At 63.0% G+C, this 26,645-nt stretch carries 26 protein-coding genes; 14 read left to right on the plus strand and 12 right to left on the minus strand.

The features are described from left to right. The 3 genes from APH42_RS08300 (at position 1) to APH42_RS08310 (ending at position 5,074) form a co-directional block, all read left to right on the plus strand. Positions 1-1,650, plus strand: coding sequence for a VRR-NUC domain-containing protein (locus APH42_RS08300; RefSeq protein ID WP_060493120.1), 1,650 nt, complete (start codon positions 1-3; stop codon positions 1,648-1,650). After that, complete coding sequence (locus APH42_RS08305; protein ID WP_060493121.1) at positions 1,647-3,908, plus strand: ATP-dependent DNA helicase; 2,262 nt, start codon at positions 1,647-1,649, stop codon at positions 3,906-3,908. Before APH42_RS08300 ends, APH42_RS08305 begins: the two co-directional genes overlap by 4 nt. A gap of 134 nt (positions 3,909-4,042) precedes the next feature. Continuing rightward, the gene (locus tag APH42_RS08310; RefSeq protein ID WP_256217803.1) at positions 4,043-5,074 is read left to right on the plus strand and encodes a hypothetical protein; all 1,032 of its coding nucleotides are present in this window, start codon (positions 4,043-4,045) and stop codon (positions 5,072-5,074) included. Positions 5,075-5,105: 31 nt separating this feature from the next. Here APH42_RS08310 and APH42_RS08315 read toward each other — a convergent pair whose 3' ends face one another. Next, positions 5,106-6,287 carry an NnrS family protein gene (locus APH42_RS08315; RefSeq protein ID WP_060493122.1) on the minus strand — a complete coding sequence of 394 codons (1,182 nt, stop codon included), beginning with the start codon at positions 6,285-6,287 and terminating at the stop codon, positions 5,106-5,108. Between the two features lie 214 nt (positions 6,288-6,501). Here APH42_RS08315 and xerC point away from each other — a divergent pair, with 214 nt between their 5' ends. The 9 genes from xerC to ureG all read left to right on the plus strand — a co-directional run bounded on the left by xerC (position 6,502) and on the right by ureG (position 13,253). Beyond that, entirely contained in the window at positions 6,502-7,416 is a 915-nt protein-coding gene (gene xerC, locus APH42_RS08320; RefSeq protein WP_012272565.1) for a tyrosine recombinase XerC, read from the plus strand. Positions 7,417-7,689: 273 nt separating this feature from the next. Then, a complete protein-coding gene (locus APH42_RS08325; protein WP_060493123.1) occupies positions 7,690-8,523 on the plus strand; it encodes an urease accessory protein UreD in 834 nt (277 codons plus the stop codon). 9 nt (positions 8,524-8,532) lie between these two features. Continuing rightward, complete coding sequence (locus APH42_RS08330; protein ID WP_060493124.1) at positions 8,533-8,835, plus strand: urease subunit gamma; 303 nt, start codon at positions 8,533-8,535, stop codon at positions 8,833-8,835. A 19-nt stretch (positions 8,836-8,854) separates the two neighbouring features. Then, positions 8,855-9,172 carry an urease subunit beta gene (locus APH42_RS08335; RefSeq protein WP_060493125.1) on the plus strand — a complete coding sequence of 106 codons (318 nt, stop codon included), beginning with the start codon at positions 8,855-8,857 and terminating at the stop codon, positions 9,170-9,172. Then, a complete protein-coding gene (gene ureC / locus APH42_RS08340) occupies positions 9,169-10,872 on the plus strand; it encodes an urease subunit alpha (protein WP_060493126.1) in 1,704 nt (567 codons plus the stop codon). Before APH42_RS08335 ends, ureC begins: the two co-directional genes overlap by 4 nt. Before the next feature lie 10 nt (positions 10,873-10,882). After that, positions 10,883-11,380, plus strand: a complete 498-nt coding sequence (ureE, locus tag APH42_RS08345; RefSeq protein ID WP_012272561.1) for an urease accessory protein UreE — start codon at positions 10,883-10,885, stop codon at positions 11,378-11,380. 18 nt (positions 11,381-11,398) lie between these two features. After that, positions 11,399-11,944: a HupE/UreJ family protein gene (locus tag APH42_RS08350; protein WP_012272560.1), complete on the plus strand. Its 546-nt coding sequence runs from the start codon at positions 11,399-11,401 to the stop codon at positions 11,942-11,944. Further along, positions 11,944-12,618 (plus strand): urease accessory protein UreF, encoded by a 675-nt coding sequence (locus APH42_RS08355; protein WP_012272559.1) that lies wholly within the window; start codon positions 11,944-11,946, stop codon positions 12,616-12,618. Before APH42_RS08350 ends, APH42_RS08355 begins: the two co-directional genes overlap by 1 nt. 11 nt (positions 12,619-12,629) lie before the next feature. Further along, on the plus strand, positions 12,630-13,253 hold the full coding sequence (gene ureG, locus APH42_RS08360) for an urease accessory protein UreG (RefSeq protein ID WP_010953755.1): 624 nt from the start codon (positions 12,630-12,632) through the stop codon (positions 13,251-13,253). 18 nt (positions 13,254-13,271) lie between these two features. Here ureG and APH42_RS08365 read toward each other — a convergent pair whose 3' ends face one another. The 11 genes from APH42_RS08365 to mcpP form a co-directional block, all read right to left on the minus strand. After that, positions 13,272-14,000: a thioredoxin family protein gene (locus APH42_RS08365; protein WP_060493127.1), complete on the minus strand. Its 729-nt coding sequence runs from the start codon at positions 13,998-14,000 to the stop codon at positions 13,272-13,274. A gap of 94 nt (positions 14,001-14,094) precedes the next feature. After that, the gene (locus APH42_RS08370) at positions 14,095-16,296 is read right to left on the minus strand and encodes an LTA synthase family protein (RefSeq protein WP_060493128.1); all 2,202 of its coding nucleotides are present in this window, start codon (positions 16,294-16,296) and stop codon (positions 14,095-14,097) included. A 136-nt stretch (positions 16,297-16,432) separates the two neighbouring features. Next, a complete protein-coding gene (locus tag APH42_RS08375) occupies positions 16,433-17,713 on the minus strand; it encodes a hypothetical protein (protein WP_012272556.1) in 1,281 nt (426 codons plus the stop codon). A gap of 46 nt (positions 17,714-17,759) precedes the next feature. Beyond that, positions 17,760-18,512, minus strand: a complete 753-nt coding sequence (locus APH42_RS08380) for a hypothetical protein (RefSeq protein ID WP_060493129.1) — start codon at positions 18,510-18,512, stop codon at positions 17,760-17,762. Positions 18,513-18,557: 45 nt separating this feature from the next. After that, positions 18,558-19,238, minus strand: coding sequence for a C39 family peptidase (locus APH42_RS08385; RefSeq protein ID WP_012272554.1), 681 nt, complete (start codon positions 19,236-19,238; stop codon positions 18,558-18,560). A 62-nt stretch (positions 19,239-19,300) separates the two neighbouring features. Then, positions 19,301-20,752 carry a hypothetical protein gene (locus APH42_RS08390; RefSeq protein WP_012272553.1) on the minus strand — a complete coding sequence of 484 codons (1,452 nt, stop codon included), beginning with the start codon at positions 20,750-20,752 and terminating at the stop codon, positions 19,301-19,303. Positions 20,753-20,801: 49 nt separating this feature from the next. Next, positions 20,802-21,380: a hypothetical protein gene (locus APH42_RS08395; protein WP_012272552.1), complete on the minus strand. Its 579-nt coding sequence runs from the start codon at positions 21,378-21,380 to the stop codon at positions 20,802-20,804. A gap of 1 nt (position 21,381) precedes the next feature. Beyond that, on the minus strand, positions 21,382-21,822 hold the full coding sequence (locus APH42_RS08400) for a hypothetical protein (RefSeq protein ID WP_012272551.1): 441 nt from the start codon (positions 21,820-21,822) through the stop codon (positions 21,382-21,384). A gap of 297 nt (positions 21,823-22,119) precedes the next feature. After that, positions 22,120-22,689: an AAA family ATPase gene (locus APH42_RS08405; RefSeq protein ID WP_060493130.1), complete on the minus strand. Its 570-nt coding sequence runs from the start codon at positions 22,687-22,689 to the stop codon at positions 22,120-22,122. Continuing rightward, a complete protein-coding gene (pnuC, locus tag APH42_RS08410; RefSeq protein WP_012272549.1) occupies positions 22,686-23,252 on the minus strand; it encodes a nicotinamide riboside transporter PnuC in 567 nt (188 codons plus the stop codon). Before pnuC ends, APH42_RS08405 begins: the two co-directional genes overlap by 4 nt. Positions 23,253-23,446: 194 nt before the next feature. Further along, complete coding sequence (gene mcpP, locus APH42_RS08415; protein WP_060493131.1) at positions 23,447-25,081, minus strand: methyl-accepting chemotaxis protein McpP; 1,635 nt, start codon at positions 25,079-25,081, stop codon at positions 23,447-23,449. Positions 25,082-25,380: 299 nt separating this feature from the next. On the opposite strand from mcpP, the gene APH42_RS08420 reads away from it, so the two are divergent. Together APH42_RS08420 and APH42_RS08425 are read left to right on the plus strand one after the other, a co-directional pair. Then, entirely contained in the window at positions 25,381-26,211 is an 831-nt protein-coding gene (locus APH42_RS08420; protein WP_012272547.1) for an undecaprenyl-diphosphate phosphatase, read from the plus strand. Then, complete coding sequence (locus tag APH42_RS08425; protein ID WP_012272546.1) at positions 26,204-26,617, plus strand: DUF1294 domain-containing protein; 414 nt, start codon at positions 26,204-26,206, stop codon at positions 26,615-26,617. Before APH42_RS08420 ends, APH42_RS08425 begins: the two co-directional genes overlap by 8 nt. Positions 26,618-26,645 lie beyond the last annotated feature (28 nt).

A 26,645-nucleotide genomic window follows, 5' to 3' on the forward strand; every position in this document is an offset into this window, starting at 1 on the left:
GTGATCGCCCATTCCGTCGACGACCCGTTCTACTACCTGTACAACTTCCGCCAGGTTGTGCTGTGGGTCGAACAGCGCTACCAGGACCTGCTCGATGACCAGGAACTGGCTTTCATCCGCGCATTCAGCCAACTGCAAGCACCAGCCCAAGCCTTGATGGTGCGTATGGTCATGCGCAAAGGCGAGTTGTTTCGCAGCGACCGGCTCGACTACGCCGAAATCGGCGACACTGCGCTGGCGCTGCAGCCATTGCAGGCCCTGGGCTGGGTGCGGGAACCCGAGCAACTGGAACTGGAGCAGCTGTTCGCCTTGCTACGCAAGGACGAACTGGCCCGTTGTTTCGCCCGACAACTGAGCCGCCCGCGTGCCGCCAAGCATGAGCTGTTGGCACAGCTGAAGCCACTGGAGCTGGCGGCCCGGCCTTTGGCCGAATGGTTTCCCGACAGCGAGGTGCGCATCCTTCAGTGGTGCTTGCAGCCTCTGTGCGACCGGGTGCGTTTGTTGTTCTTCGGCAACCTGTACCAGGACTGGTCAGACTTCGTCCTCGCCGACCTTGGCCTGCTGCGCTACGAGCAGGTGCCGTTCAGCAGCGATTCCCGAGCCTTGCAACGGCGTGACGAGCTCGACCTGGCCATGGCGTTGCACCAGTGCGCCGAGCGCCTGGAGCAGGGTGGCGACCCAGTGTCGATCCTCGCGACCCTGCAAGGGCTGAACAGTGAAAACCCTTGGCTGGCCCGGCGCCATGCGCGGCTGCAATTCGCCTTGGGCCAACAATGCGAGCGCCAGGGTGACTGGGATCTGGCCATGGCCGTGTACGCGCAGTGCGACCATGCCCAGGCACGCATTCGCCAGGTGCGGGTGCTGGAGCGCAGCGAACAGTGGCCCCAGGCCCATGCACTGGCGCTACAGCTGGCTGCGGCACCGGCCAATGCGCTGGAAGTGCAGGCCCTGGAACGCATGCTGCCACGCCTGGCGCGCAAGCTTGGCGGCCCGCCACAGCGGCGCCAGCGTGTCGCGCCGCTGGAGCTGATCGAACTTGAACTGCCCCGCGAGCACGCGGCACTGGGCGTGGAAGAAGCCGTGCGTCAGCACCTGGCGCTAGAGGGGGGGCAGGCACATTATGTGGAGAACACGTTGTTCAACAGCCTGTTTGGCCTGTTGTGCTGGGAGGCCATCTTCGCCCCGGTGCCCGGCGCATTCTTCAACCCGTTCCAGGCTGCGCCACAGGACCTGCACGACAGCGACTTCCAGCAACGGCGCAGTGCACTGTTCCAGCGCTGCCTCGGGCGGCTCGATGACGGCAGCCATCACCAGGCGATTCTCGACTGCTACAAGGGCAAGCAGGGCCTGCAGTCGCCGTTCGTGTTCTGGTCCATGCTCAGCGAAGACCTGCTGCAACAGGCTTTGGCTTGCCTGCCGGCCGCCCAACTGAAGCAGTGCTTTCTGCGCCTGCTGCAGGACATTCGCAGCAACCGCGCCGGCATGCCGGACCTGATCCAGTTCTGGCCCGAGCAGGGCCGTTATCGCATGGTCGAGGTCAAGGGGCCCGGTGACCGTCTGCAGGACAACCAACTGCGCTGGCTGGAGTTCTGCAGGCAACACGGCCTGCCCGTCGCGGTGTGCCATGTGCGCTGGAGCGAAACGCCTTGAGCTACAGCGTGGCAGTGCGTGCCTTGTGCGAGTTCAGCGCCAAGGTCGGTGACCTGGACCTGCGTTTCACGCCGTCGCCCACCGCCCAGGAAGGCATTGAAGGGCATCAGCGGGTAGTGGCCCGGCGAGCTGCGGGCTACGAGTCCGAAATCACCCTCGAAGGCCAATTCGAAACCCTCAAGGTGCGGGGCCGCGCAGACGGTTATGACCCTGGCAGCAATCGCCTGGAAGAGATCAAGACGCACCGAGGCGACCTGGCGCGTCAGCCGGCCAATCACCGCCAGTTGCACTGGGCACAGGCCAAGGTCTATGGCTGGCTGATGTGCCAGGCACGCCAACTGCCGAGCATCGAGGTGGCGCTGGTGTACCTGGACGTGGACAGCGATGGCCAAACGTTGTTCAGCGAGCACTACACGGCTGCCGAGTTGCGGGAGTTCTTCGAAATCCAATGCCAGCGCTTTCTCGGCTGGGCCCACTATCAGCATCGACGCCTGGGTGATCGTGATCAAGGCCTGCAGGCACTGAGCTTCCCCTATCCACAATTCCGCCAGGGCCAACGGCAGCTGGCTGAAACCTTGTACAAGGCGGTGAGCACCGGCCGTTGCCTGATGGCCCAGGCCAGCACTGGCATTGGCAAGACCCTAGGCACCTTGTTCCCGCTACTGAAGGCAATGGTGCCGCAACAGCTGGACAAACTGTTCTTCCTCACCGCCAAGACCCCAGGCCGGGCGTTGGCCCTGGACGCCATCCGTCAGATCACCGATGCCACGCCGCAACCTGCCTTGCGCACACTGGAGTTGATCGCCCGCGACAAAGCCTGTGAGTACCCGGACAAGGCTTGCCATGGCGAATCCTGCCCATTGGCTGCGGGTTTCTACGGCCGTTTGGCGGCAGCACGCGAGGCTGCGGCCGCACAGCCGTTGCTCGACCGCGCCAACCTGCGCGAAGTGGCGTTGGCACACCAGGTATGCCCGTACTACCTGGGCCAGGAGATGGCGCGCTGGGCCGACGTGCTGGTTGCCGACTACAACTACTACTTCGACGCGCATGCCTTGCTGTTTGGGCTGACCCAGCTCAACCAGTGGCGCGTAGCGGTGCTGGTGGACGAAGCGCACAACCTGGTCGAGCGTGGGCGCGGCATGTACAGCGCCAGCCTTGACCAAGGGCAACTGCTGGCCTTGCGCCAGAGCAAACCGCCCGGGCTGGTCAGTGCGCTGGACCGCCTAAACCGGTACTGGAACGCGCTGTATAAAGAGCAGCGTGCGCCGTACCACGCCAGCGAGTCGCTGCCCGACGGGCTGTTGCGTGCTTTGCAGCAGTGCATCGGGCTGATTCAGGAGCAAATGAACCAAGCGCCGGCACACGTGGACCCGCAGGTATTGCAGTTCTTCTATCAGGCCTTGCAGTTCAGCCGGGTTGCCGAACTGTTCGATGAGCACTTCCTGTTCGACATCAGCCAGCGCCAGGGCCCGCGCAAACGGCGGCTGGCCACACTGTGCCTGCGCAACGTCACCCCGGCGCGCCTGCTGGCCCCACGTATGCAGGCGGCGCGCAGTGTGACGCTGTTTTCCGCCACGTTGAGCCCACGGCACTTCTACAGCGACCTGCTAGGGATGCCCGCTGACACCGCCTGGCTCGAAGTGTCCGCGCCGTTTCGCGCCGAACAGCTGGAAGTACGCATTGCCAGCCAGGTGTCCACCCGCTACCAGCAGCGCCAAGCCTCCCTGGCACCTATCGTCGAGCTGATTGCCCGACAGTATGAGCGCATGCCGGGCAACTACCTGGCGTTCTTCAGCAGTTTCGAGTACCTGCAACAGGTGGCCCGGCTGTTGGCCGAGCAGCATGGCCAGATTCCACTGTGGGCTCAGGAACCGGGCATGGACGAGGCGGCCCGCCAGGCATTCCTCGATCGCTTTGTCACCGATGGCCGAGGTGTGGGCTTCGCCGTATTGGGCGGTGCTTTCGGCGAAGGGGTGGACTTGCCAGGCACGCGGTTGATCGGCGCGTTTGTCGCCACCTTGGGGTTGCCCCAGGTCAACCCGGTCAACGAACAGTTCAAGCAGCGCCTTGGGCGGCAGTTTGGCGCGGGGTTCGACTATGCCTATCTCTACCCGGGCGTGCGCAAGGTGATCCAGGCGGCTGGCCGGGTTATCCGTGGCGACCAGGACCGCGGGGTGTTGGTGCTTATTGACGAACGTTTCGCTGAGCCCAGGGTTCAGCAGATGTTCCCTGGGTGGTGGCCGGCGGTTATCGTCTAGCGGTTTCTTGCCTTGGGCGATCACTCGCAATCCGACTGACTTGTAGGACGTATCTGAATTTCAACGGGTGACGATTACAACTCCCTTGCTGATGTTAGGTTTTCCAACCTGGACCATGCACAGGGAGTTTGTTTATGCGAGCCAATCTGGAAGGACAAGGTCAGGCAGTCGACGCATTGCCTGGTACGCTGGAGCCTGGCTTTTACGTGGTTCCTCGACGCATGTCGTTCCCCCAGGTGCTGCTGCAACTGGCCGAGCACGCTGCCACGCTGCCGATTTCCCTGTTACAGCGGCTCAACCCGACGTTCGAACAAGGGTTCAAGGCAGGTGAAATCTTCGTCATGGGTGACCCTGACAACGAACATGCCTGCGCGCGCGAGGAGCGAGAACTGATGGCAGCTGCACAGCACGCGCGGTGCGCGCTGAAGGTGCTCGATTTCGCTGAAGCGGACTTCATGATGCAGCACCAGGCCGATATCGCCGGTTTGCTCGGCAACGCCAGCCTGTCCATGGGCGTGGGGAGGGACAAGCTGGATCAAGGCTTGGAGCGGGTCAGTCATACATTGATGCGTATCGAGCAATTGCACATCAACTCCAGCCCGGCTTTCTTTGCCGAACGCCGGCAGTTACTCCAGCAGTTGGATGATCAGCTGAAGGCGGCATTCCTTAACAAGCAGTTGAATCTGGGGCGCTATGAACGGCTGAAGAATCGTTTGAATATTTCGACCAAGTGCCTGGTGCACCATTGGTCGAAAGCGGGAGGCCCGGGGCAGATTGCGGGGTATGCGACGCATTTGGATAAGGTGGCGCGGCTCGGTAAGTACCTTAAAGAGGGTGGGCATGCTGCAATTGGGCTCGGAGGTACTTCGTCTTGCATGAACATTCAGAAGGTTTGCCGGGCCGGTGAGACGCAGGTGTGCAAAAAAATCCGAATGACAGAGGCAGTTAGTTTTGCCGGAAGCCTTGGGTTAAGTGCGCTCGTTTCCACTGGCGCTGGATTGGCCGCCGGTACGTTATGCGCGGCTTTTGCGGTTGGGGCTGGCGGCATCAGCGTTCCAGTGTGTGGGGTTCTACGGGTCGGAGCTGAAGGGGCTGTTGGCGGCCTCGAGAGGGAAGTGCTTGGTGAGAAGGTAGGTGAATTCATCTACGCGGCTACAAGCGATTGACGTTAACGACTGGCCCATCTCGGCGAGCCCGTTAGCCCGGCATGCCGTCTGTCCTCGGCTGCAACAGGATGGGGAGATAATGGCGCAGGAATAGCAGCAGTGCCAGGCACCAGCACAGTGCCGAAAGGCTAACCCCCAGCGATGAGAACAGCGGCAGAACCACCCGCGCCAAGGTCGCCAGTTGCATCAGGGCAAAAGCCCAAGCCATGCTGGTTGGCACCTGCAATGGCCTGCCGGTGTGGCCCAGGCTGACCCGCGCCATCATGGCCAGGATCAGCCCGGTCATGGCCCCGACCGTCAGGGCATGGGTCACCAGGCTAGGGTTCAGTTCCACCCCGGCGTGCCACAGTGCCATGCCCAGGCAGGCGAGGGCGATCCAGGCGTAGGCCAGGTGCAGCGACCACAGCAGCGGTACGTGCCACAGGCCACGGTCGTGCCACAGCAGCAGGCGGGCCGAGTGCAGCGTGAACAGTGCAAAGAACAGCACCGCCAGGCTGGCACGCGGTGTATCGGCAAGGCCACTGACAAACGCCAAAGGTACGGCCACGCTGAACACCAAGCAGGCCCGGTCCAGCCATGGGCGGGCAGGGGCCGCGCTCATGTTGCCCAGGCCTCGGCGGGTAAAGAACGGAATGACCCGGCCGCCGAGCACGGTCATCATCGCCGCCACCAGCCACAACCCGGCAAACACGCCCCGGCGTTGCCACAGTTCGTCCTGGCGCAGCCAGCCGGCCAAGGTTAGCCACTGGCAGGCGGCGATCAACATTACCAGGCCGACGATCGGGTAATTGTTGCGCAGGCGCCGTTGCACGATCGGTCGCGCCAGGCTAAGCGCCACCAGCGGAAGGAAGCTGCCTTCGATCAGCACCAGCAAGCCACCCGGTAACGGCAGGAACCAACTTGCCCGGCCCAGCAGCCAAAGCAGGAACACACCCTGCAGCGCCCGCCCGCTCAAGCCAGGGATGCCACTCCAGTTCTGCACGGCGGTCAGCAGGAAACCCGCGATAACGGCAGCGGCGAAGCCGTAAAGCATTTCGTGGCGGTGCCAGGCGAGCATGCCGCCCGGCGGGGCAGGGGCCAGCGCCCCGGTCAGTACACCGACCCACAACAACAAGGCGACCAACGCAAATAAACTGCCCCCCAGGAAGAACGGGCGAAAACCCAGGCCCCAGACGGCCTGGCGTGGGCGTGAAGCGATCGGTTGCACGAGCATGGGCGGTCCTTGGTTCGTTCAGTAGGCTTCAATTGGGGTAAGATCACGATCCGTGCCAATTGCAAAGCCCTTGAATATCAAGGTGATGGCACTGCTCAGGGTCCGAATGACATGCGCGTTTCGCGGTCATTGGGACTTGCTTGTATGTCGTTTTGACTTGCTTCAGGGTTTGCCGGTTTGCTCCCGGCTGACGCTTCGCTACAGGATTCACGCTTTGTCCGACCTCTCGAAAAATCCGCTGCTGCAGTACATGGCCCGCCTGGCCCCATCCAGCCAGCAAACCATGCGCTACATCCTTCAGGACGCCGCCGATCGGCTCGGCTTTGTCGACTGCAACATCGTCGATGTGCCCTGGCATCGGCTCGAGCCCGGCCATGTGATCGCGCTGGTGGCGGCGCTGCGGGCCGACGGTTACGCGCCCAACAGCTCATCGCTGTATGTCAACGCGATTCGCGGGGTGATGAACGAGGCCTGGCGCCAAGGCCTGATCGACCATGAGCTGCTGTTGCGCATTCGCGAGGTCAAACCGGCCACGGGCACCCGCCTGCCGCCAGGGCGCAACCTGCGGCGCAGCCTGATTCGCGAGTTGATGGACGTGTGCGCGGCCGACCCCAGGCCACAGGGGGTGCGTGACGCGGCGATCATTGCCTTGCTGTACGGCACAGGCATGCGCAAGTCGGAGTCGGTCGACATCGACCTCGACCAGGTCGACTTCCAAGCGCGCAGCTTGCAGGTGGTGGGCAAGGGCAACCACCAGTTGGTCAAGTACGCACCGCCGTGGGCGTTCGAGAAGTTGCAAGCCTGGCTTGACCTGCGCCGCCAGGACCTGCCTGCCGGGGCGGAAGATGACCCGTTCCTGTTCAACCGCATCCGTCGTGGCAGCCACATCACCCGAGCGCGAATCACCAAGCATGCGATCTACTACATCGCCCGCCAGCGCGGCGCGCAGGTGGGGGTGAAGATCATGCCGCACGACTTCCGCCGGGCGTTCATTACCCGTGTGATCGAAGAGCACGACCTGTCGATCGCGCAGAAGCTGGCGCACCATGCCAATATCCAGACCACGGCCATCTATGACCGGCGTGATGACAACGAGCGCCGGCGTGCGGTGGACCGCTTCGACTACTGAGCTTTGATTGTTTGGGCTGCAGAGCAGCCCCATCTGCACGTATAGCACCGAAACAGGGCCCAAGCGCGCCCCCGCTTTGTGCGCCATCTCCTGTATGCCCGATGCCAGAGCGGTCGCGGCAAAAGTTTCATCATCGTTCACCTGCGAAGTTGGCCCGCAACCTGCTATATCCAGCCTGCGAATTTGATCGAGTGGTCAGGCCGTGCGCGCTAGCAGCCGCCCGCGCCGTACCCTCTAAACGGCCAGCAGGCCACGTATTTCAGGGGCCGCAGGATGTCGCTCGCGGAGCAGATCGAACAACAACAAGGCGATGCGGGCTGGAGCGCTCACTTGCAACTGCGCTTTGTCCAGCGTGGCGACGTGACCCGCCTTGGTGCGTGGAAACATTTCGGACCTCTTTTGGTGCAGCGGCCTTTCTATCCCGAAGGTTTGCCGTGCCATGTCTATGTATTGCACCCACCGGGAGGCATCGTCGCCGGCGACCGCCTGGAGCTGAACATTCACCTGGAGCCGGGCAGCCACGCGCTGCTGACCATGCCCGGCGCCAGCAAGTTCTACCGCAGCATCGGCCCGACCGCGCGGCTGACCCAACGCTTTCACCTGGCCGCTGGCAGCACCCTGGAGTGGTTGCCGCAGGACAGCATCTTCTTCTCGGGCGCCCGCGCCAGCCTTGCCAGCCGTTTCAGCCTTGAGCCGGGCGCCCGCCTGCTGGCCTGGGAAACCCTGTGCCTGGGCCGCCCGGTCATGCACGAGCGTTTCGACCACGGCACCCTGGACAGCCTGTTGCACATCGAACTGCCCGGCGAGGTTGGCCTGCATGAGCGCCTGCGTATCGCCGGCGGGCATCTGGACAAGCTTGGCGGGCATCCGCTGCTTGCCACCTTCTGTGCCGCACCGGCCGATCAGGCCGTGCTGGAGCAGGTCCGCTCATTGCTCGACGAACTGGGCAACCCGGCTGGCGCGACCCTGCTCGGGTCGCTGCTGGTGATCCGCCTGCTCGACCACGACAACCAACACCTGCAACGCACCCTGCAACGCCTGTGGCATGTACTGCGCCCGGCCATCCTCGGCCTGCCAGCCTGCCCACCGCGTATCTGGGCCACCTGAGAGAGCCCCATGGAGCTTACCCCGAGAGAGAAAGACAAACTGCTGCTGTTCACTGCCGCGCTGCTGGCCGAGCGTCGCCTGGCCCGTGGCCTGAAGCTCAACTACCCGGAAGCGGTGGCGCTGATCAGTGCCGCTGTGCTCGAAGGTGCCCGCGATGGCCGGACGGTCGCCGAGCTGATGAGCCTGGGGCGCGAGGTGCTGACCCGTGAGCAGGTGATGCCCGGTATCGCCGAAATGCTCCACGACGTGCAGGTCGAAGCGACCTTCCCGGATGGCACCAAACTAGTGTCCGTACATAACCCCATCGTCTGAAACTACCAATGAGGGCAGCATGATCCCAGGTGAAGTCCAGGTCGCCGCAGGCGACATCGAGTTGAACAGTGGCCGTGAAACGGTCACTACAACGGTGGCCAACCATGGTGACCGACCGGTGCAGGTCGGCTCGCACTACCACTTCTTTGAAGTCAACGAGGCGCTGGTGTTCGACCGTGCGCCAACCTTGGGCTTTCGCCTGGATATACCGGCCGGCACGGCCGTGCGCTTCGAGCCGGGCCAGGCACGCACCGTGCAACTGGTGGCCTATGCCGGAAAACGTGAGGTGTACGGCTTTCAGGGCAAGGTGATGGGCGCGCTGGAGGGCAGGGCATGAGCCGTATTTCCCGCCAGGCCTATGCCGACATGTTCGGCCCTACCGTGGGCGACCGCGTGCGTCTGGCCGATACCGCGTTGTGGGTTGAGGTAGAGAAGGACTTCACGGTTTATGGCGAAGAGGTGAAGTTCGGCGGCGGCAAGGTCATCCGCGATGGCATGGGGCAGGGCCAGATGCTGGCTGCCGAGGCCATGGACCTGGTGCTGACCAATGCCCTGATCATCGACCACTGGGGCATCGTCAAAGCCGACATCGGTATCAAGCACGGGCGCATCGCGGTGATCGGCAAGGCCGGCAACCCCGATGTGCAGCCAGGGGTGAACGTGCCGGTCGGGCCGGGGACCGAAGTAATCGCGGCCGAGGGCAAGATCGTCACCGCCGGTGGGGTGGACTCGCATATCCACTTCATTTGCCCGCAGCAGGTGGACGAGGCCCTGAACAGCGGTGTCACCACGTTCATCGGCGGCGGCACCGGGCCTGCCACCGGCACCAATGCCACCACTTGCACGCCGGGCCCCTGGTACCTGGCGCGCATGCTGCAGGCCGCCGACAGCCTGCCGATCAACATCGGTTTGCTCGGCAAGGGCAACGCCTCGCGGCCTGAAGCGCTGCGAGAACAGATCGCGGCCGGTGCAGTTGGCCTCAAGCTGCACGAGGACTGGGGCTCGACGCCAGCGGCCATCGACTGCTGCCTGGGTGTGGCCGAGGAAATGGACATCCAGGTCGCGATTCACACCGACACCCTCAATGAGTCGGGCTGCATCGAAGACACCTTGGCGGCCATTGGCGACCGCACCATCCACACCTTTCACACCGAGGGGGCCGGTGGCGGCCATGCACCGGACATCATCCGCGCGGCGGGGCAGGCCAACGTGCTGCCGTCCTCGACCAACCCGACCCTGCCGTACACGATCAACACCGTGGACGAGCACCTGGACATGCTCATGGTCTGCCATCACCTGGACCCGAGCATCGCCGAGGACGTGGCCTTTGCCGAATCGCGCATCCGCCGCGAGACCATCGCCGCCGAGGACATCCTCCACGACATGGGCGCCTTTGCCATGACCTCGTCCGACTCCCAGGCCATGGGCCGGGTTGGCGAACTGGTGCTGCGCACCTGGCAGGTCGCGCACCAGATGAAACTACGCCGTGGGCCGCTGGCACCGGACACCTATTACAGCGACAACTTCCGGGTCAAACGCTACATCGCCAAGTACACCATCAACCCGGCACTCACCCATGGCATCGGCCACGAAGTGGGCTCGGTGGAGGTGGGCAAGCTGGCCGACCTGGTGCTGTGGTCGCCGGCTTTCTTCGCGGTCAAACCGGCCCTGGTGCTCAAGGGCGGGATGATTGTCACGGCGCCGATGGGCGACATCAACGGCTCCATTCCAACGCCACAGCCGGTGCACTACCGGCCGATGTTCGGCGCGTTGGGCGCGGCACGCCATGCCACGCGCATGACCTTTCTGCCCCAGGCTGCCATGGACCGTGGCCTGGCCGAGGAACTGAACCTGCGCAGCCTGATTGGCGTGGTCAACGGCTGCCGTCGGGTACGCAAGCCCGACATGGTCCACAACACCCTGCAGCCCCTGATAGAAGTCGATGCGCAGACCTACCAGGTGCGTGCCGATGGTGAGCTGCTGGTGTGCGAGCCGGCCAGCGAACTGCCGCTGGCCCAGCGTTACTTTCTGTTCTGAAGGAGCACCGATGATTGTCTTGACCCGCCGTATCAGCGACCCCGGCACGCTTGCTGTGAGTGGCACCGTCACCCTCGATGTGGACAGTCGCATCAAGAGTCGTTTGCGGTTAACCCTGGACGATGGCCGCGAGGCCGGCTTGATGCTCGAACGCGGCCACCTGTTGCGCGGCGGTGAACTGCTGGCCGATGCCGATGGCACCCACCTGATCCGCGTGTTGGCGGCGCCCGAGGCAGTGTCCACGGTGCGCTGCGCCGACCCGCACTTGTTGGCCCGCGCCGCCTACCACCTGGGCAACCGCCATGTGCCGCTGCAGATCGAACCCGGCCTGCTGCGCTTTCAACACGACCATGTGCTGGACGACATGCTGCGTGGCCTGGGCCTGACGGTCGAGGCCGAACAGGCCCCGTTCGAGCCGGAAGCGGGCGCTTACCAAAGTGCACCCCATGGCCACAGCCATGCTCATGGCCACGATCACCCGTTCGTACGCCTGCCTGCCCATTCCTGAACTGCCCTGGAGCAACCGATGAAAAAGACTTTCGCCCTGTTTCTGCTGATGCTGGCGCTGCCAGCCTTTGCCCACCCTGGTCATGACAGCAACCCGCTGCAGGACGGCCTGTTGCACCCGCTTACCGGGCTCGATCACTTGCTGATGCTGCTGGGCACTGGGGTGCTTGCCGCGTTGACTCGGCGCAGCCTGACGTTGCCCCTGGCTACGCTGGCTGCAATGTTCGCAGGCGCTGTGTGCGGGCACCTGTTCGGCGATGTGCTGGGCATGGAAGCCCTGATTGCCGCGTCGCTGCTGGTGGCTGCCGGGGCGGTGCTGCTGCCGAGCCGCCAGTTGCTGCTGGCAATGGCCATGCCGGTGTTTGCCTTGTTCCATGGCTGGGCCCACGGTGTAGAAGCCACGCCAAGCGCGTTCTGGCAGTTCAGTGCTGGCTTCGTCACCGTCAGCGGTCTGCTGCTGGCGGCCGGCTTCGCGGTCGGTTGCCTGCTGCGCCGCCACAGCGGCCTGCAAAAGGCTTTTGGCGGTGGCCTGCTGGCCGGCGCCGCGTTGGTACTGGCCGGTTGATGAACAGCGACCTGGCGTTGCTGCGCCTGCTGCAGCTGGCCAGCCCCGGCTTGCCGGTGGGCGGCTTCACCTACTCGCAAGGCCTGGAGTGGGCGGTCGAGGCCGGCTGGGTGCGTGGCGTGGACGGCTTCGTTGCCTGGCAACGCGAGCAGGTTCACGACACCCTGGCTTGCCTCGACTGGCCGGTTCTGGCGCGCTTGTACCACGCATGCCAGGCCGAAGATGCCGCAGCGTTCGGCCATTGGAGCCGGTTCTTGCTGGCCAACCGTGAAACGGCCGAGCTGCGGCTGGAAGAACAGCAGCGCGGTGCGGCATTGGCGCGGTTGCTCGACGGCTGGCAATTGGGCCAGGCACCGGCCTGGCGCGCCAGCCTTGAGTTAAGCCAGCTGGGCGGCATGGCCTGGCTGGCCGCGCACTGGGCCATCCCGCTGCGCCAATTGGCATTGGGCCATGGTTTTGCCTGGCTGGAGGGCGCGGTCATGGCCGGGGTCAAGCTGGTACCGTTCGGCCAGCAGGCTGCCCAGACCTTGCTGCGCGACCTCGGCAACGAATTGCCCGCTGCGCTCGACCAGGCACTGGGCCTGGGCGACGACCAGCTCGGCGGTGGCCTGCCACTGCTGGCCATTGCTTCATCGCGTCACGAAACCCAATACACCCGTTTGTTCCGTTCCTGAGGACTGCCTGCATGCAAAGCTATCAACAACCCCTGCGCGTCGGTGTCGGCGGCCCGGTCGGCTCTGGCAAGACCGCGCTGCTGGAAGCGCTGTGCAAGGCCATGCGTGATCACTACCAGATTGCCGTGGTGACCAACGATATCTACACCAAGGAAGACCAGCGCATCCTCACCGAGGCCGGCGCCCTGGAGCCTGAGCGCATCGTTGGCGTGGAAACCGGCGGCTGCCCACATACGGCTATTCGGGAAGACGCTTCGATGAACCTGGCGGCGGTCGAAGCGCTGGCACGCAAGTTCGGTAACCTCGAAGTCATCTTCGTGGAAAGCGGCGGTGACAACCTCAGCGCTACGTTCAGCCCGGAGCTGGCTGACTTGACCATCTACGTGATCGACGTGGCCGAGGGCGAAAAGATCCCCCGCAAGGGCGGGCCGGGCATTACCAAGTCGGACTTCCTGGTGATCAACAAGACCGACTTGGCGCCTTATGTAGGGGCTTCATTGGAAGTGATGGAGCGCGACACCCAGCGCATGCGGCCGCAGCGGCCCTGGACCTTCAGCAACCTGAAGAAGGGCGAAGGGCTGCAGGCGGTGATCGACTTCATCGTCGAGCGCGGGATGCTGGGTGTGCGTGGCTGACATCGTGCGGCCCCTGTATCAGTTGTGACAGCAGTGTGCCTTGTCTGGCTGCCCTTCATAGCGGTCATGGTGCCGCACCCAGTCCATGGTCCCGCCTTCATTGCGTCCCAGTGGCGCAATGTCGAGGAAGTTGTAGGTATTGACCAGGATGTCCAGCCCGCGGGCGTAGGTTGAGTAGGTGTGGTACACGCTGCCGTCCGCTTCGCGGTAGAACGCACTCAAGCCAGGCAGCTCGCTTTCACTGCCGTCATACGGCTCATAGTTGTACTGCCGTTCACCCTCGTTGCCGACACTTACGCCAAAGTCTTCGTTGAAACCGCTGCCGTGTGACGAGTACCACGGGAACTGCCAGCCCATGCGTCGACGGAACGCCTGGAACTCGGCATACGGTGCCCGCGATACCGCTACCAGGGACACGTCGTGGTGTGCAAGGTGCAAGTTGGCACCGTCAAAATGGTCAGCCAGGAACGAACAACCGGGGCAGCCCTCGCTCCAGCCCTCGGCGAACATGAAATGGTAAAGCAGCAATTGGCTGCGACCCGCGAACAGGTCGGCCAGGCTCAATTCGCCGTCCGGCCCGTTGAAACGATAGTCGTGTTCGACTTTGACCCAAGGTAGGGCGCGACGGGCTGCGGCCAGCGCGTCGCGGTGGTGGGTAAAGGCTTTTTCGTGCAGCCAGAGTTGCCGGCGAGCTGCCAGCCACTGGCTGCGAGAAACCACCGGGTGCCTGCTGTCGCTAGTGCTCATGGTGCTGTCTCCACGCTGGGGATTCACACCTTAGTCGAGCACGCCCAGGTCGAATCGACAGGCACCGGTGGCCGGGCGATGAGCGGTACCTTGCTCAGCCCGAGTGGGCGATATGCCCCTCGGCAAGCTCATCGGCGCCGTCATCCTCGCCAGGCAGGGCGGTGATCACGCTGAAATCGCTGACTTCCACCTTGCCGCCGCCATAGCCCAGCAAATGGAAGGAAAACGCCTTGCGCTCGGTCGGGTTGTCGAAGCTGAACTCCATCTCCAGCGGCTCGTCGGCGGTGACCTTTACCTCGTGTGGCAGGCCCAAGGGTACGTCCTGCTCCAACTGCTTGGCCTTGAGCTGGATATAGGCCGCACGTTTAGGGTCTAGCGAGCGTACCTTGACCCGCACACGGGTGTGCGAGCCTTCCGGCATTTCCAGGTACTGTGCGCCAATCAGGTTGTCGGCCCAGTCATCGTGGATGCGCTTGCGCAACTTGATCGGCGAAGGGCCGCCGAATTGGTAGCGCAGGTTGAGCGGGGTTTGCAGCAGGGATTGGTCGAGCACCCCGGCCAGGGCGCCGATCTGCTGGCCCAGCAGGCTGTCGCCTGGCCCAAGGTAGCGGGCCTGGTCGGCGATGAAGCCCTCGCTGGCATAACGCCGGCAGCGCTGCTGGAAGTCACATTCGGTGAACACGCCCTGGCCGTTGTGGTAGCGCAGCATGCCGTTGGTGTAGGAGATCATCTCGCGGCCGGTGTCGTAGTCACGGTACAGCGAGCGACCGCCAAGCGCGACAGGAATGGGCAGTGCGAAGTAGTCGAGCAACGAGGTGGCCAGGTCGATGTGGCCGTAGGTGCCGCGCTTGATGGTCGGTAGCTGGGCCTGCTCCGGCGCCAGGGTAAGGTTGAAGCCCCAGGACGAAGCCAGGCGCACGCCATCGATGCCATGGGACTCGTCGGACGTCAGCACCACCAGCGTGTCCTTGAGTACGCCCTGGCGTTCGAGGTTGTCGAGAAATGCCCCGACGGCGTCGTCCAGGTAGGCGACCGCTGCCTGTTTCGGCGTGTCGTAGCGCTCGAGGTACTCGGCCGGCGCCGAGTAGGGCTGGTGGGTGCCCACGGTGAGCAGGGTCAGCATCCATGGCTTGTCCTGCTTCTGCAACTGGCCGACGTAGCCCAGGGCACCCTCGAAGAAGGCGCGGTCATCCTTGCCCCATGGGAAGTCCAGGTAGTTCTTGTTGCGGAACCATTCCAGGCCATGCACCGAATCGAAACCGATGTGCGGCATGATGCGGTCCTTGGCCATGAAGCGCAGGCCCGCGCCTTGCAGGTAGTGGGTAGTGAAACCGGCCTGGCGCAACTGTGCTGGCAGGCAAGCCTGGTTGCGCTCGTTCTGGGTCAGCAGCTCCACGCCCTTGGGCGTGCCATTGGCCAGCTTGTCGTAGTCGCCGCACAGCATCGCGTACAGGCCGCGGATGGTCTGGTGGGTGTGCAGCACGTAGTCCGGGGTGTTCATGCCGCGCTCGGCCCACTTGCTGAGCTTGGGCATCAGGTCTTCGTCGAAACGACTGTTCAGCGCCTGGCGGTTGGGCCGCAGGTAAGCGCCGGGGATGCCTTCCATGGTGATGACCAGCAGGTTGCGGGCAGTTCCCGGGCCGGTAAACAGCCTTTGCCCATGCAGGTCGGATTGGGTCAAGCCGCTGCTGGCCAGCGGGGTGAAGGGTTGCGTACGGCCAAGCCAGCCTTCGACCTGGCGTTGCAGGTTGCCAGCCCCGGCAGACATCAGCTGGTGGGTGAGGTTGTATTGCCGCCACTGGTCGGCATCGGAAGGTACCAGTTGCTGGCTGCCCCAGTGGGCGCCAAACAGCAGTACGGGGATGGCCCAGGCCTTGCGCGGCAGTGGCTGGCTACGCTGTGCGCGGCTGCGCCAGGCACAGGCCAGCCAGGCCAGCAGAGCACTGCCCAGCACCCAAGGCAGCCAGGCATGGGCCAGGCCGCCACCGGTGGAGTTCTCCATGAACTGCGGGTCGAGCAGGTAGGTCAGGTCGGCGCTGGTGGGCAACCGGCCCACCGCGCTTACGAGTTCGGCCGAGGCTACCCACAGGGCCGCCCAGGCCAGCAGCACGGGCAGTGCCAGCCACCACGGCCGGCGGTGCAGCAACAGCACCAGCAGGCTGCCGAGGGCGAGGTCGGACAGGTAACCGAGCGGGTTGGACCAACCCAGCATGGCGCGCGTACCCAGTGGGATCACCAACACCAAGGCTGCCAAAGCGGCAAGCCGGGTGCGTGGGTGGTCGGACAGGTTCTTCACAAAAACTTCCCTTTTGCCATTAAATCGTCATGCATCTGTGCTTGATGATAACAGGCCGGGGCAGGGAAGGCGGGCGGTTACAAGGCTGGTAACCAAAAGCCGGGCCCGTTCGCACGGGCTCGGCCGATGGCAAGTCTCAGAAGTAGTAAGGGAATTTCAGGCTGAAGGAGAAGTCTGGGGCATCGTCGGTCAGACCAATGGACAGGTTGGGCACGATGGTCAGGTTGTTGGTGGCGGCGAAGGTCAGGCCGATGTTGAAGTTGGCGGCGTTGTAGTCACTGTTGGAGATCGATTGCCAGTCACCGCCATCGGGTTTGATCTTGCTCTTGCGGGCGAACTGGTCGGACACCGAGAACGACATGCTCATCTTCTCGTTCAGGGCAAAGGCGATACCGCCGCCGATCTGCCACGAGTCGCCGAGCTTGACGTCACCCGGCACCTTGCTGTTGACCTGCGGGCTGATGTCGCTGAACGAGTCCTGCATGTTGTAGGTGTAGGACAGGCTGCCGAACAGCACAGCCGGGTCGAAGGTCTTGACCAGCGAGATACCCGGTGTGATCGACCATACACCGTTGCCGGTGGGCAGGCTTTCCGGCACCGACAGGTTGCTGTTGCCGTCTACCTCGCGCAGCTTGATGCCATACGGGTCCTTGCCGGTCGGCGCCTTGACCCGCAGGGTGGCGACGGCGTCAGGCCAGGTTTCGTCCTCGTCGAGGAACTTGTAGGCCACTCCAACGTTGACATCGCCAATTTCCGGGTCGCGAGTGACGGTTGCATCGGAGGTACTGGCCCCGGCGCCACCGGCGCCGCCAGACGAGTAGGTGGACTCGCGGTACACCACGGGCACGTTGATATCGAACTGCCAACGCTGCGCCAGGTTGTAGCGCGCAGTCATGTCCAGGGTCCAGTTGTCGGCCTTGATCCGGTCAAGGTTGATGCTGCCCAGAAAGATCGAGTCCAGCGCCAGGAAGCCATTGAGCGTAAGCGCCCGGGTATCGTAATGGGTATACGTGACGCCTGTTTCGAAGCTGAACTTGCCGCCGCCAAAGAACCCGCTGGCTTCGTCATAGAGGTTGGAAACGCTTTGCGCCGGTTCGGAATCGGCCGTCAGCGCCTGCCCGTACGAGCTACCAGTGGTGCCAGGCGTGCCAGAAGCGACAGTCTGCGCACCCTTCACCCCCTCGGCGGGGGACTTGACCAGGCGTTTGGGCGGCGCCGCTGCAGGGGCCTCCTCAACCTGGCGCACGCGTTGCTCCAGCACCATCAGTGCCTGTTGCTGTGCCTCGTACCGACGTTTGAGTTCGATCAGTTCCTGTTTCAGCGCTTCGACCTGAGGGTCGGCGGCTGCGTAAAGTGCTGTGGCGGGGGCCAGGGTAGCGAAACACACAAAAGCTCTAAGCGTAAAAGATCGGTACATGGAGTTGCCGTCCCTTCCAACTACTTTTGATGAGACTGAGCGTAGATCAGTATCCGAAGGTGCGAAGACCTTTGAGCTGGTCAAGGCTGCCGTTGAGCGAAGCCGCGGTCGGCACACTCTCACGCATCACGACATTCAATGATGTGACGTTGCTGACCAGGTTGCCGTTGCCGAGCAGTGTCGAGTTCTGCATCAGGCCGCCTTGGGCCAGCCGCTGCATGCTGCTGCCTTGGTTATTGCTGGCATTGATGTTGAGTTGCACGCCCACACCGCTGGAAGACACACTGAGCGCACCAGCGCCGTTCTCCCCAACCAGGGTCTGGCCGGCGGCCAGTACCTGCCCTTGCTGTTGTATGGCGGGAGCCTGGTTGGCCTTGGTCACGTTGATGTCGACGTTGTTGTAGGCGGCATTGTTGTCGCCGGCCGCGCGTACCACCTGGGTCACACCCTCGGTGGTGGCAAGGCCGTTGCCACCTGTGACCACGCCAGTCCCGGCGGCGGAAGCACCGCTCGGTGCCGTGCCGGTGCCTTTTTCATCAATCATCGAGACATAGAACTGAGGCTTGATGGTCGACTGCTGAACCTGCAGCGTTGACGTTGCCCCGATCACATCGCCCTTGGCATTTTGCCAGGTGCTGGACATGACGATGCCGAAGCTCACGATTCGTCCGGGCATCACGTAACGGCCGCGCAGGTTCGCCAGCTCCTGGTCCTTCAGTTCGATGGGTTTGAACGCCTCTGCGTGGCTGGGCAAGCTGGCTGCCAGGCAGGCCATGGCCAGCCACAATGAAGTCTTCATGAAATGCTCCCTGGAGCATCATGCTCCTTGTCATTAGAACAGTCGTTAGAAGAAGTCGCTTTTGATGAAGCCGAAGTCCAGTAGCTCGGTGTCCTTCACTGGGGTGAAGTTGTTCACCCGGCCCTTGGCGGTCAGTGGCAGGGGCGGGTCGAGCAGGACGTTGTTCTTGTCGTAACCTTGGCCGATCACGGCGAAGATGATGCCGTTCCAGCCTTTGAGGAAATCGTCGATCTTGTAGCGCCTGTGGCCCAGCACCGGGTCACCGACGTACACCCAGCCTTTGTCGACCTTCTGCATGACCACGAAGTGCTTGTAGCCGCGCACATCCATCAGCACCACGACCGGAATGCGCACGCTGTGCAGGGTGTCGGGGGCCACCCGGTAACCGCGGGCACGCATCCCTAGGCTCTCGACGTAGCGTTTCATGTCGAGCATCGAGAAGCCTTGTGTGCGCACCAGGTCCTGGTCGGCGTGGGCCAGCATGCCTTCGATGATCTGGTGTTCGTCCACATCCAGCCAGTAGGCCTGGCGCAGGATGGTCGCCAGCGCAGCGGCGCCGCAGCTGAAGTCGGTCTTTTGTTGCACCAGGTCGGCGAACTTGCGCTCGCGAACGCTCTGGATTGGTTTGAACACCACAGCACCGCCCGGCAGGACGGACAGCGGCATTTGTGCAGCTTCGCTCACGCTGGCCAGGCACAGCAGAAACGCCAGGGCGATAATGCGCATGATCGGATGCCTTCCGGTTCTGTTGAAGAAAGGCCCCCCGAAGGGGGCCTCAAGCACAACGGTCAGAACGAGGTGTTGGAGATGGCCAGCGAGTTGCTCTGCTGGTTGCCCACACCGGCTGCCACGTTCACGCCCAGGTTGCCGCTGCCACCGTTCACCGAACCGCTAAGGGTTGCAGTGTTGGTAACAGGGTTGGCCCAGCCGGTCGGGGTCAGCACTTGGAAGGACACGGTATTGCTCAAGTCGTAAGCACTGCTTTCGCTGTAGCTCTTCGACACGTCGTTCGAGGATTGTTTCGATTTTTCGCCAGACTTCGAGAAGTCAGACGCCGAAGCATTCTCGTACGAAGAATCGTGAGACTTGGTGTACGAAGAATCCTTGGACTTGTCGTACGACGATTGATGCGACTTGTCGTAGTTGGAGTCGAAGGCTTTCTCGAACGACGAGTCGTAGGCACTTTCGTGCGACTTGTCGACCGAGACATCCAGCGATGCATTCAACGAACCGTCGAAGGTGCTGGAGCGGGTGCGCTCGCGACGGCCATCATCGGTGGTGAGGGTGCGGGTAGCGTTGGCTGCTGCATCCAGCGATGCGTTGAGGTTGGCGCTGCTCGACGAGCTGTTGCTGCCGCTGGCTGAGCCGTTCAGGCCCCAGCTGTTGGAGCCACTGGCGCTGGAGTTGTTGGAGCCGCTGGCGTTCGAGCTGCTCGAACCGCTGGAATTCCAGCCACTGGAGCCGCTGGAGCTGGCGCTTTGCGCGCCGGCCACGCTGAAGCTCGACGACGAGCTGCGGTCGTCGGTCGAGTTGAACGTGCCATCACGCGAGCTCGAGCCGCTGGCCGAGGTGGTGATGGTGATCGTATCCACACGGTAGGTGCGGTCGGCGCCGTTGTTTACCGTCAGGCCTGGCCCGTCCTGATTGGCCGAAGCGGTGGCGGTGGCGTTACCCAGTGGGGCGCCGGTGTTGGCGATGGCCATGGTGTTTTTCTGCTGGTTGAGGTCGCCGCCGGCGATGTTGATGCCGATGTTGCCCTCAGCCCCGCTGGCCGAGCCGCTCATCACAGCCGAAGACTGGGTCGAGTAATTGTCGACCCGGTTGTTTCTGCTGGTTTGCTCGACGTCGGCGGTGGCGTTGGCCATGCCGAACACGAAGCTGTTGTCCAGGCTCGACTCGGAGCCGGCGTTGGCAATGGCCGCGGCGTTATCCTGCTGGTTACCGTTACCAGCCGCCACGTTGATGCCGACGTTGCCGCTGGAGCCTGTGCCAGAGTCACTCATCTCGGCTTCGTTGATGGTGCCTTGGTTGGTGATGCGGTTATCGGTGCTGGATTGGGTATCCCAGGCATTGGCCGTTGCATACACAGGGATTTTGGTGGGTGGAGGCGTGTGCTGACCATTGTTATGGTGGCCGTTATGGTGGTCATTACGCCGATCGTTTTGCCCAGCTTGTACAGCAACAGCCATGACCGCAGCAATTGCGAAAACCAGAGGCTTGATTGCCATCGAGGGTTTCATGGTGATTCTCCGTACTCTATTAGGTTAAGTGTCGTTCTTAACTGAAGGGTCAATCCGCGACCCGGATGCTCAAGGTGTTGGCCATGCGGTTTCCCACCCCGGCACTCTGGTTCAACTGGATCACGCCACGGCTACCGGTGAAGGCCTGATCACTGGTGGTGACCTGGCGATAGCCGGCTGGAATGTCAGTTGCTCCGGAGTTGTTGATCAGCGCCACGTTCTGTTGCATGAGGACGCTGTCGTCGATGCTTTGCGGCTGCGCACCAATACTGATGCTCAGTGCGTTGGCTTGCTGGGTGTTGGCGCCGGCGCTCTGGTTGACCCCCAGGGCGCCACTGCCGTTGCTGAAGGCGTTGCCCTGGATGGTCGAGCGGGCATCCATCGCGGGGTCGGCGGGGGTGTTCAGGCGTTGGCGGATCTGCGTGCTGGCGTTTGCTTCAGGGCCGACGGCGATGGCGCGCGCATTGACCTGTTGCTGCTTGTCGCCAGCGGCCTGGTTGACCGACAGGTTGCCCTGATAGCGGCTACCGGAGCTGTCGATGTCGGCGTTGTTGATGACTGGAACCAAGGATTGCGCGAAGGCCGGTGCGCTGCACAGGGCGGCCAGAATCAGCAGCATGTGCTTCATCTCACTTGCCCCCGCCGGTCAGGATCTGCAGCGGCGCGAGGCCACGCTGCACACTTGAGTTGACCATGTTGGCGATGCCGTTACCTGAGCCACCGGTGCCGCGCCCGCCCGACAGATTGGGTAATTGGTTCTGGTTACCGAGGTTACCGCCCAGGTTGTTGGTCTGCTGGGTGATCATGTTGCTGATGCCTGCGCCGCTGCTGATGCTGGCGAAGTCGCCATCACTCAGTTCGTTGGTTTGCTTGAGCACGTAGGCAGAAGGGTTGGCGTTGACCGTGGTAGGGCTTGGGTCTGGGATCAGGGGAGGGATCGTCGCGTTGCGTACCTGCACGTCGCGCTTGATGATGATGATCCCGTTGTCCGCTTGGGCCGTCAGGCTCAATGACCCCAATACGCAACCTACCAACAGCAGGTGATGGAGGCGTTTGTCTCTTTTCCTCACGACGGCAACTCCTTCTTTGAGCGCTGGCCCTGTTCAGCGATGCGAACAACAGAGCAGAAGGTGTGCCGTTTTTGAGAAGCGTTTGCAGATCAAGCGGTTAGCCTGGATGGCTAACAAACTGCGGCGTATTCTGTCTCAGTGATGAAACAGCCGGCCGCAAGCGTTGCTAGGCAAGCCAGCAGTGGCCTTGATTGGAAGGGTTTTTGCAAGGGTGTTTCATGAGCTTGACACTGTGCCCGAAGCGGGGGAAAGCCCCGCAATTTCGGGGGCTTTGCCCCAACGGAGTGTGTCAGGGGCTTAACACTCGGTCGGGCAGGCTGGCGTATCGCTATCAAGCAGCGTAGCAACTGCTTGCAAGGCCAGCAATTGGCGCTGCGGCCAATTGCCCTCAAGTATCTGGTGCGGCTGATTGTGCCGCTTCAGCCAGGCCAGGCTGTCGTCGAAAAAGCGTTGGCGGTCGCCAAGGTCGGGCTGGCAACGCTGGCCATCGCCAACCCAATCCACCCCTTGCGGGCTAAGCAACAGGTGCAGGTCGTAACGCCGCACCAGCAGTGCCTGTTCAAGCCAGGTCGGGCAGTCATCGAACAGCGCTTGGCTCCAGAGCATATTGCTGAGCAGGTGGGTGTCCAGAATCAGCAGCGGCGGTGCCTGCTCGCGTGCCCGGTCTTCCCAGGCCAGTTGCCCGCGGGCGATGGCGGGAATGTCGGCGTAGCAGGTATCGCGGCGTTCCTGGTCGATGAAATGGCGCACGTACTCGGCCACTACCACGCCACCGAAATGCGCCTGGATCACCCCGCCAAGCCAGCTTTTGCCGCTGGACTCGGGGCCGCATAGCACCAGTACCTTCATGGCCTGCTCTGCGTTCATGGCTGCACCAATGCCGGGTCACGGCGCCATTCCAGCCAGCCGCGCAGGGCAATCAGGGTGAGTACGGCGAAGAAGCCTGCGGTGAAATACAGCTGCTGGTGCAGGTATTGGCCTACATAGATGATGTCGACCACCACCCACAATGGCCAGCACTGCAGGCGTTTCTGTGCCATCCACAGTTGCGCCACCAGGCTGAAGCCGGTCAGGGTGGCGTCCAGCCAGGGCAGGGCAGCATCGGTCCAATTGGCCATGGCCGCGCCCAGGGCGGCGCTCAGCAGCACCCCGGCGGCCAGGCCGGTGAACAGCGCCGGGCGTTGCAGGCGGGAGACCTGGCGGGCTTCTTCTGCGTGCTCGGGGCGCTTCCACTGCCACCAGCCGTACAGTTGCAGGATGGCGTAGGCCACTTGCAGCAGCATGCCCGAGTACAGCTTTACCTCGTAGAACAGCCAGCCGTAGATCAGCACCATGACCAGACCGATCGGCCAGCACCAGGCGTTCTGCTTGACCGTGAGCCAGACAGCGGTGACGCCGAGGACGGCGGCGATGAGTTCAAGGCCGGACATCGGCGATCCTTGGAGAGACTATCGGGGAAGGGGCGCGATTGTAACGGGTCGGCCGGGGAAGGTGTAGGGCCGTGAGGGAGCGGCCTTGCGTCGCGAAAGGGCCGCAAAGCGGCCCCAGGATTACGGCGTTAACGCATAGATTGCCGGCCTTTCGCGGCACAAGGCTCCCACAAGGGCTGCGCTGCGTTCTATCGCTATACTCGAAACTGCCGCAGTAACTGCTCCAATTCCTCGCTCAACTGCCCCAACGCCATCCCGGCATCGCTGGACTGCCGCGCCGCATCAGCGGTCTGCTGGGACAGCCCTGCGGTGTCCAGCACGTTGCGGTTGATTTCTTCGACCACATGCGCCTGCTGCAGGGTGGCACTGGCGATGGATGCATTCAATGCAGTGAGGTTGTTCAGTGCCTGGTTGATGGCGTCCAGGCTTGCTCCGGCCTCGCGGGCTTGCTCGACGGTCTGGCGTGACGCCTCGCTGCTGGTGTCGATGGCCTTGACCGCAGCATCCGACTGGCTTTGCAGGTGCTCGATCATGGTGTGGATTTCGGCCGTTGACTGCGCCGTGCGCTGGGCCAGCAGGCGCACCTCGTCGGCGACCACGGCAAAACCGCGGCCTTGCTCGCCGGCCCGTGCTGCCTCGATGGCCGCGTTCAGCGCCAGCAGGTTGGTCTGCTCGGCAATGGAGCGAATCACCTCCAGCACGCCGCCAATGCGTGTACTGTGCCCGGCCAGGTCGCGGATTACCTGCACGGCCTGCTCGATGGTCAGCGACAGCCGATCGATTTGCGCCAGGCTGCCGTGAATGGCCTGCTGGCCGTGCGTCACCTGCTGCTGTGCGGTGCGCATTTCCCCGGCGGCTTGTTCGGCAGTCTTGGCCACGTCCTGCACGGCGTAGGTCACCTCATTCACCGCCGTGGCCACCTGGTCCATCTGCAGCGATTGCTGGGCGCTGTGTTGTTGTGCGGCGCCCGCATTGTCGCCGACGTGCCCAGCGGACTGGGCCAGCGCATGGGCCGCCCCCTGCAGCTGGCCGACCACGCCTTGCAGCTTGCCGTTGAAGCGGTTGAAGTGCTCGCCCAGGTGGGTGATTTCATCGCGGCCATGGGTGTCCAGCCGTCGAGTAAGGTCGCTTTCGCCGCTGGCGATGTTGCCCATCGCCTGCACCGCTTCTTGCAACGGGCGGGCGATGCTGCGGGCAATCAGCATGACCAACAGCGCCATCAACAGGGCAATGCCCACGCCGACCAGCGAGGCGTCGCGTAGCTGGCGAGCGAACTCGGCCTGTACGTCATCGACGTACACGCCCGAACCGATGATCCAGCCCCACGGTTTGAACAGCTGTATATAGGAGGTTTTAGCGACCGGCTCGCTGGCGCCGGGCTTGGGCCAGCGATAGTTGACGGGGCCGGCGCCCTGCTGGCGGGCCAGGGCGACCATTTCGTTGAACACGGCAAAGCCATCGGGGTCCCGGATGGCGGAAAGGTCCTGGCCGTCGAGCTTGGGGTTGGCCGGATGCATGATCATCGTCGGCCCCAGGTCGTTGATCCAGAAATAGTCGTCGTGGTCGTAGCGCAGCGCTCGCACCACTTGCAGTGCTTGCTGCTGGGCGGCTTCGCGGCTGAGCGTGCCGGCCGCCTCCAGGCCTTGGTAATAGGCCAGCACACCGGCGGCGGTCTGCACCACATGGCGGGTCTTTTCTGCCTTGGCCTGGTACAGGTCACCGTGGATCTGGCGCAGCATCAGCAGGCCCAGCACCACCAGCATGGCCACCGCCACTACAAGGATCAGCCACAGGCGACGACTGATCGACATCGATCTCAGAGTGTTCATCCACCAGCTCCCGCATTGTTCTTTTTATTGAGGTGCATCGAAGCATGCTTTGCAGCAAGCCCCCACTCGACTAATGGCTAAGTGCTATCTTCGTAATAGTCTGCAGCAGGTCGCGTAAAGCGATTGCAAAGGCGCTCTGCTAGGATTTCGGCCGCGCAAGATGAAACCTTTAACAAGCGTGAACTTTTCTACTGGCGTTGCGCCCAACAGTCGCTGTAAAACAGCCGGGCCGCGTGCGGCAATCACAAGCAAATCAAGAACAAGGGGCCTGCAACGAGCAGCGCTCCATCGGGGGAATGATGGATTTTTGGACTGCCTTCCAGGCAATCATCTTGGGCGTGGTCGAGGGGTTGACGGAGTTTCTGCCGATCTCCAGTACCGGCCACCAGATCATCGTCGCCGACCTGATCGGTTTTGGCGGCGAACGGGCCATGGCTTTCAATATCATCATCCAGCTGGCGGCGATCCTGGCGGTGGTGTGGGAGTTTCGCGGCAAGATTCTCGAAGTGGTCTTCGGCCTGACCAGCCAGCCCAAGGCGCGCCGCTTCACGGGCAACCTGCTGTTGGCGTTCATGCCGGCGGTGGTCCTGGGCGTGCTGTTCGCCGACCTGATTCACGAGTACCTGTTCAACCCGATCACCGTGGCAACGGCACTGGTGGTCGGCGGCGTCATCATGCTCTGGGCCGAGCGCCGCGAGCATCGTGTGCAGGTGGACCATGTGGACGACATGCGCTGGAGCCATGCGTTGAAAATCGGCTTTGTCCAGTGCCTGGCGATGATCCCGGGCACGTCACGCTCCGGCTCGACCATTATCGGTGGCCTGCTGTTTGGCCTGTCGCGCAAGGCAGCGACCGAGTTCTCGTTCTTCCTGGCAATGCCAACCATGGTCGGTGCAGCGGTGTATTCGGGCTACAAGTACCGCGACCTGTTCCAGCCCGCTGACCTGCCGGTGTTTGCGATTGGCTTCGTGACTTCGTTCATCTTCGCCATGATCGCCGTACGGGCGTTGCTCAAATTCATTGCCAACCATAGCTACGCGGCATTCGCCTGGTACCGTATCGTGTTCGGCCTGCTGATTTTGGCGACCTGGCAGTTTGGCTGGGTTGACTGGTCGACCGCACATGGCTGAGGCACTGCGCGGGCAACGAGCCGAAGGCGTGCGCAATGTGCGCCTGAAGCTGTTGCTGTTAGGCCTGCTGTGCCTGTTGCCAGGCCTGGGTGCGGCGCGCATGGCCTGGAACGACCAGGCCTGGTGGCCGCTGGCGCTGTACCCGGCGATGAGCCTGATCAGCCTGTTGCTGTACTGGCAGGATAAACAGCAGGCGCGCACCCAGGCCTGGCGCACACCGGAAAAAGTGCTGCATGCCAGTGAATTGCTGGGCGGCTGGCCGGGGGCGCTGTTGGCGCAGCAGCTGTTCCGACACAAGACCCGCAAGGTCTCGTACCAGTTGGTGTGCTGGGGGATTGTGCTGGTGCACCAAGTGTTCTGGGCCGACTGGCTGTTTTTTGAAGGGCGCTATCTGCCCTTTGCTTGAGGTTTACCTGTACCGGCCTTTACGCGGG

This window comes from Pseudomonas sp. NBRC 111140 (assembly GCF_001320885.1).
Classification (GTDB): Bacteria; Pseudomonadota; Gammaproteobacteria; order Pseudomonadales; family Pseudomonadaceae; genus Aquipseudomonas; species Aquipseudomonas putida_P.

What these genes read in the sequence shown, in the direction of transcription:
- ureE (WP_012272561.1), top strand. Translation starts at nt 10,883, where the DNA reads ATGATTGTCTTGACCCGCCGTATCAGCGACCCCGGCACGCTTGCTGTG.
- APH42_RS08355 (WP_012272559.1), top strand. Translation starts at nt 11,944, where the DNA reads ATGAACAGCGACCTGGCGTTGCTGCGCCTGCTGCAGCTGGCCAGCCCC.
- APH42_RS08385 (WP_012272554.1), bottom strand. Translation starts at nt 19,238, where the DNA reads ATGCGCATTATCGCCCTGGCGTTTCTGCTGTGCCTGGCCAGCGTGAGC.
- ureG (WP_010953755.1), top strand. Translation starts at nt 12,630, where the DNA reads ATGCAAAGCTATCAACAACCCCTGCGCGTCGGTGTCGGCGGCCCGGTC.
- APH42_RS08425 (WP_012272546.1), top strand. Translation starts at nt 26,204, where the DNA reads ATGGCTGAGGCACTGCGCGGGCAACGAGCCGAAGGCGTGCGCAATGTG.
- pnuC (WP_012272549.1), bottom strand. Translation starts at nt 23,252, where the DNA reads ATGTCCGGCCTTGAACTCATCGCCGCCGTCCTCGGCGTCACCGCTGTC.
- APH42_RS08390 (WP_012272553.1), bottom strand. Translation starts at nt 20,752, where the DNA reads ATGAAACCCTCGATGGCAATCAAGCCTCTGGTTTTCGCAATTGCTGCG.
- APH42_RS08375 (WP_012272556.1), bottom strand. Translation starts at nt 17,713, where the DNA reads ATGTACCGATCTTTTACGCTTAGAGCTTTTGTGTGTTTCGCTACCCTG.
- APH42_RS08420 (WP_012272547.1), top strand. Translation starts at nt 25,381, where the DNA reads ATGGATTTTTGGACTGCCTTCCAGGCAATCATCTTGGGCGTGGTCGAG.
- APH42_RS08405 (WP_060493130.1), bottom strand. Translation starts at nt 22,689, where the DNA reads ATGAACGCAGAGCAGGCCATGAAGGTACTGGTGCTATGCGGCCCCGAG.
- APH42_RS08325 (WP_060493123.1), top strand. Translation starts at nt 7,690, where the DNA reads ATGTCGCTCGCGGAGCAGATCGAACAACAACAAGGCGATGCGGGCTGG.
- APH42_RS08315 (WP_060493122.1), bottom strand. Translation starts at nt 6,287, where the DNA reads ATGCTCGTGCAACCGATCGCTTCACGCCCACGCCAGGCCGTCTGGGGC.
- APH42_RS08335 (WP_060493125.1), top strand. Translation starts at nt 8,855, where the DNA reads ATGATCCCAGGTGAAGTCCAGGTCGCCGCAGGCGACATCGAGTTGAAC.
- mcpP (WP_060493131.1), bottom strand. Translation starts at nt 25,081, where the DNA reads ATGAACACTCTGAGATCGATGTCGATCAGTCGTCGCCTGTGGCTGATC.
- APH42_RS08395 (WP_012272552.1), bottom strand. Translation starts at nt 21,380, where the DNA reads ATGAAGCACATGCTGCTGATTCTGGCCGCCCTGTGCAGCGCACCGGCC.
- ureC (WP_060493126.1), top strand. Translation starts at nt 9,169, where the DNA reads ATGAGCCGTATTTCCCGCCAGGCCTATGCCGACATGTTCGGCCCTACC.
- APH42_RS08350 (WP_012272560.1), top strand. Translation starts at nt 11,399, where the DNA reads ATGAAAAAGACTTTCGCCCTGTTTCTGCTGATGCTGGCGCTGCCAGCC.
- APH42_RS08380 (WP_060493129.1), bottom strand. Translation starts at nt 18,512, where the DNA reads ATGAAGACTTCATTGTGGCTGGCCATGGCCTGCCTGGCAGCCAGCTTG.
- APH42_RS08365 (WP_060493127.1), bottom strand. Translation starts at nt 14,000, where the DNA reads ATGAGCACTAGCGACAGCAGGCACCCGGTGGTTTCTCGCAGCCAGTGG.
- APH42_RS08330 (WP_060493124.1), top strand. Translation starts at nt 8,533, where the DNA reads ATGGAGCTTACCCCGAGAGAGAAAGACAAACTGCTGCTGTTCACTGCC.
- APH42_RS08310 (WP_256217803.1), top strand. Translation starts at nt 4,043, where the DNA reads ATGCGAGCCAATCTGGAAGGACAAGGTCAGGCAGTCGACGCATTGCCT.